This is a genomic window from Dietzia sp. DQ11-44 (genome assembly GCF_014145205.1).
Lineage (GTDB): Bacteria > Actinomycetota > Actinomycetes > Mycobacteriales > Mycobacteriaceae > Dietzia > Dietzia natronolimnaea.
Genome location: NZ_JAALEC010000155.1, coordinates 1 through 3,958, shown reverse-complemented (window position 1 = coordinate 3,958; position 3,958 = coordinate 1). Strand labels below are relative to the sequence as shown.

At 70.8% G+C, this 3,958-nt stretch carries 3 protein-coding genes; 2 read left to right on the top strand and 1 reads right to left on the bottom strand.

Annotated features, from left to right (window positions below):
- The first annotated feature begins 155 nt into the window (after positions 1-155).
- Together G6018_RS04875 and G6018_RS04870 are read left to right on the top strand one after the other, a co-directional pair.
- Positions 156-1,811: an ATP-binding protein gene (locus tag G6018_RS04875; protein WP_304813701.1), complete on the top strand. Its 1,656-nt coding sequence runs from the start codon at positions 156-158 to the stop codon at positions 1,809-1,811.
- Between the two features lie 60 nt (positions 1,812-1,871).
- Positions 1,872-2,534 (top strand): response regulator transcription factor, encoded by a 663-nt coding sequence (locus tag G6018_RS04870; protein ID WP_179523602.1) that lies wholly within the window; start codon positions 1,872-1,874, stop codon positions 2,532-2,534.
- 118 nt (positions 2,535-2,652) lie between these two features.
- Here G6018_RS04870 and G6018_RS04865 read toward each other — a convergent pair.
- Positions 2,653-3,958: aldehyde dehydrogenase (locus G6018_RS04865; RefSeq protein ID WP_182638940.1), on the bottom strand; the 1,306-nt coding region annotated here is incomplete at its 5' end.

Below are 3,958 nucleotides of genomic sequence, written 5' to 3'. Positions count from 1 at the left end.
CCCCAGACCGACCGCACACCACCGCCGCACGCCGCTGAGACAGGGCGCCCAGATCACGCGGGGACCACGGGGCCGCCCCCGCACGCCTCGGCACACCCGCGCAGCGACGGGGCGCTCCGGGACTCCTCGCGGTCCTACGCCCGTTCCTCGCCGGAGTGACCCCGCGGCTGGGAAGAGCGCCCTCGGTCCGATGGTGGTACTCGGCGCGCCTGCGCATCACGCTGGGAATCACCCTCACCTCTGCCGCCGTGTTCGCCGCCATGGTGCTGTTCACGCTGCAGGTGCTCCATCTCACCGCCGAACGGACGACCGACGCCCGTCTCAACCGCGAGGCCGCGGACTTCTCGACGTTCATGGACGCGGGGATCCTGCCGTCGGCCGAGTCGGAGAACCCCACCACCGAGCAGCTGATCCGCGCGTATCTGGCGCAGCAGTACCCGTCGGCCGAGCTGCTCCTCGTGGGGACCGCCACCACCTCGGGGACGCAGTTCACGCTCTCGAGGTTCAGCTCGGACGACGACACCCTGTTCCCCCCGGCCATGCGGTCCCAGATCCAACGGATCGGGCTGGTGTCGGATGAGGGGTCCGGTGTCATCGACGGCACCGTGCGGTGGCGGAAGGCCGAGGTCGACGGCCCGGCCGGGCCGGCCAACATCGTGGTCGCGATCAGTGACGCACCCACCCGCGAGGACACCGGTCGCGTCGCCGACCTCCTGCTGAGCACCGGCGCCGGCGGCATCGTCCTCAGCGCGCTCGTCGCCTGGCTCCTGGCCGGCCGGATGATCGTCCCCGTCCGGAGGATCCGTGAGGCCGCGGAGACGATCTCGGCCGCGGACCTGTCACGACGGGTCCCCGTCGACGGGCCGGACGAGATCGTCTCCCTGGCCGACACGGTCAACGCGATGCTCGAGCGCGTGGAGGAGGCCTATCGGACGCAGCGGGAGTTCCTCGACGACGCCGGCCACGAGCTCCGCACGCCCCTGACCGTGGTCCAGGGGAACCTGGATCTCATGCCGGAGGATCCGCAGGAGCGGGCCGAGACCACCCGGATCATGCAGGACGAGCTGTCCCGGATGACCCGCATCGTCGAGGACCTGCTCACCCTGGCGCGCTCCGACCGCCCCGACTTCCTCCAGACCGCCCCCACCGACGTCGCGGAACTGGTTCTGGACGTCGAGGCGAAGATCGACGTGATCGCCGACCGCGAGTGGTCGGTGCTCCCGTACGCCGAGGACGTCGCCCTGCTGGACCAGCACCGGATCACCCAGGCGCTCATCCAGTTCTGCTCCAATGCCGTGCGGTTCACCGGACCGGGGGACCTGATCGAGATCGGCTGCCGGGTGATCGCCCCGGGGGACCCGACGGTCACCGACGATCTGGCGGTCGGCCCACTGCCCGACCCGCCGCATCGCGAGAACTACCGACGCCGGTTGCTGTGGTGGGTGCGCGACAGCGGCCCGGGGATCCCGCCCGGCGAGGAGGAGACCATCTTCGAGCGGTTCCACACCGCCCGCGGTCAGCTCCGCGACGGACGCGGGGGAACCGGGCTGGGCCTGGCGATCGTCGCGACGATCGCCCGGGCCCACGGGGGCCGCGCGTTCGCGTTCAACGCCAAGGGCGGGGGCGCCGCGTTCTGCATCGCCGTCCCCTACGTCCCCGCGAGCTTCGATTCCGACGCCGGGGACGAGGTGGACACCGACCTCGACGAGGCCGCCCCCACGGTCGGTCGGGGGCCCGAGCGTCGCCGCCGATCCGGCAGGGGGCGGTACGAGCGGAACCGGCGATCCGGCGCACCCGGGGACACGACCTGATGACACGCTCGAATCACGTGCTCCGCGTGGAATACTCCATTGTCTTAGAAGGAGGGTTGCATGACGAATGTGCTCGTCGTGGAGGATGACGACCTCATCCGCTCGGTACTGGTCAAGGCACTCGGCGGCGCCGAGTACACCGCACTCGAGGCGGTGGACGGGGACAGCGCGCGGTCCATCCTGTCGACCATCTCCGACATCGATCTGATGTTGCTGGACATCGGCCTGCCGGACATCGACGGCCTGACGCTGCTCCGCGAGGCGCGCGACCGCGGGTTCGCGGCTCCCGTCATCATCCTCACGGCCCGCGACAGCGTCGCGAACACCGTCGAGGGACTGGACTCCGGGGCCAACGACTACATGGTCAAGCCCTTCCGTGTCCCGGAGCTGCTGGCCCGCATCCGGCTCCGCCTGCGCGAGCACGAGGCGTCGGAGGACCCCGGCATCCTCGAGCACGCCGGCATGCGCCTGGACATCCGCACCCGCCGGGTCGAGGTCGACGGCCGGATCCAGGAACTCACGAACCGCGAGTACTCGCTGCTGGAGATGTTGCTGCGCAACAAGGGCGAGACCATCAGCCGTGAGCAGTTGCTCGAGAGCGTGTGGGGTATGGACTTCGACCCCGGTTCGAACATCGTCAACGTCTACATCCGGTCGTTGCGCCGCAAGATCGGTGAGAACAAGGTCCACACCGTCCGGGGCGTCGGCTACCGCGTGGAGTGACCGCTCCACCCCGACCGGACCACTGCGGCGCCGGACCCGTGATCGGGTCCGGCGCCGCTGTCGTGCCGGGTGGTGGGGGCCGCCCGGCCGGGCGATCCCCACCACGCTCAGACGGGGCTCACCCCGCGGGCGCTTCCCATCCGAACGGCATGAGCACGCTCTGCAGCTCGCAGTAGGCGTCCAGCCCCTCGGGTCCGTTCTCGCGGCCGAGGCCGGAGTTCTTGAAGCCGCCGAACGGCGCGCTCGGGTCGAAGGCGTACCAGTTGATGCCCATGGTGCCGGTGCGCACCCGCTGCGCCACGGCGAGCGCGGCGTCCGGGTCGGCCGAGTACACGGCTCCGGCCAGACCGAACTCGGAGTCGTTGGCGATCCGCACGGCCTCGTCGACGGTGTCGTACGCGATGACCTGGAGCACGGGCCCGAAGATCTCCTCCTGGGCGATGGTCATGGAGTTGTCGACGTCGGTGAACACGGTCGGCTGGACGAAGGCACCCTCGGCGACGCCGGCGGGCAGTCCCTCGACCTTCCCGCCGCCGTAGGCGATGGTCGCGCCCTCCTCGACACCCTTGCGGATGTACCCCTCGACGCTGTCCTTCTGCTTGTGGTTGGCCAGCGGGCCGAACGCGGTGCCCTCGGCGGACGGGTCGCCGACCGGCATGGCCTTGACGTTCTCGACCAGGGCCTCCACGACCTCGTCGTAGCGCGACCGCGGGGCGAGGATGCGGTTCTGGGACACGCACGCCTGGCCGGAGTTCATCAGGGCGGAGAACACCATGGTCCCGGCGTTGGCGGCGATGTCGGCGTCCTCGAGGATGATCGCCGCGCTCTTGCCGCCGAGCTCGAGCGAGCAGCGGGTGAGGTTCTGCGCGGCGATCCCAGCGATGTGCTTGCCGACCCCCGTGGAGCCGGTGAACGAGATCTTGTCGACCTCCGGGTGCGAGACCAGGTGGTCGCCCACGGAGCTCGGGCCGGTCACCACGGACAGCACACCCTCGGGCAGTCCGGCCTCGCGGAACAGGTCCGCCAGCCACAGCGCGGACAGCGGGGTCGCGGACGACGGCTTGAGGACCACCGAGCTGCCCGAGAGCAGGGCCGGGCCGAGCTTGGCGGAGTTGAGGTAGAGCGGGACGTTCCACGCGGTGACGGCGGCCACCACCCCGACGGGCTGACGGGTGACCACCGAGGCGCCGTAGTCGCCGTGCCGGACCTCGGACCACGGGAAGTCCGCGGCCAGCTTCGCGTAGTACCGCAGCACGCCGAGCGTGGGTGTCACCTGGATCATCGCGGCGGTCCCGGGAGGGGTGCCCATCTCGTCGGAGAGGATCTGGCAGACCTCGCCCTGGCGTTCCTCGAGCATGTCGGCGACCCGGCCGATCAGCGCGCCGCGCTCGGCGGGCGGGGTGAGCCGCCACACGCCCGACTCG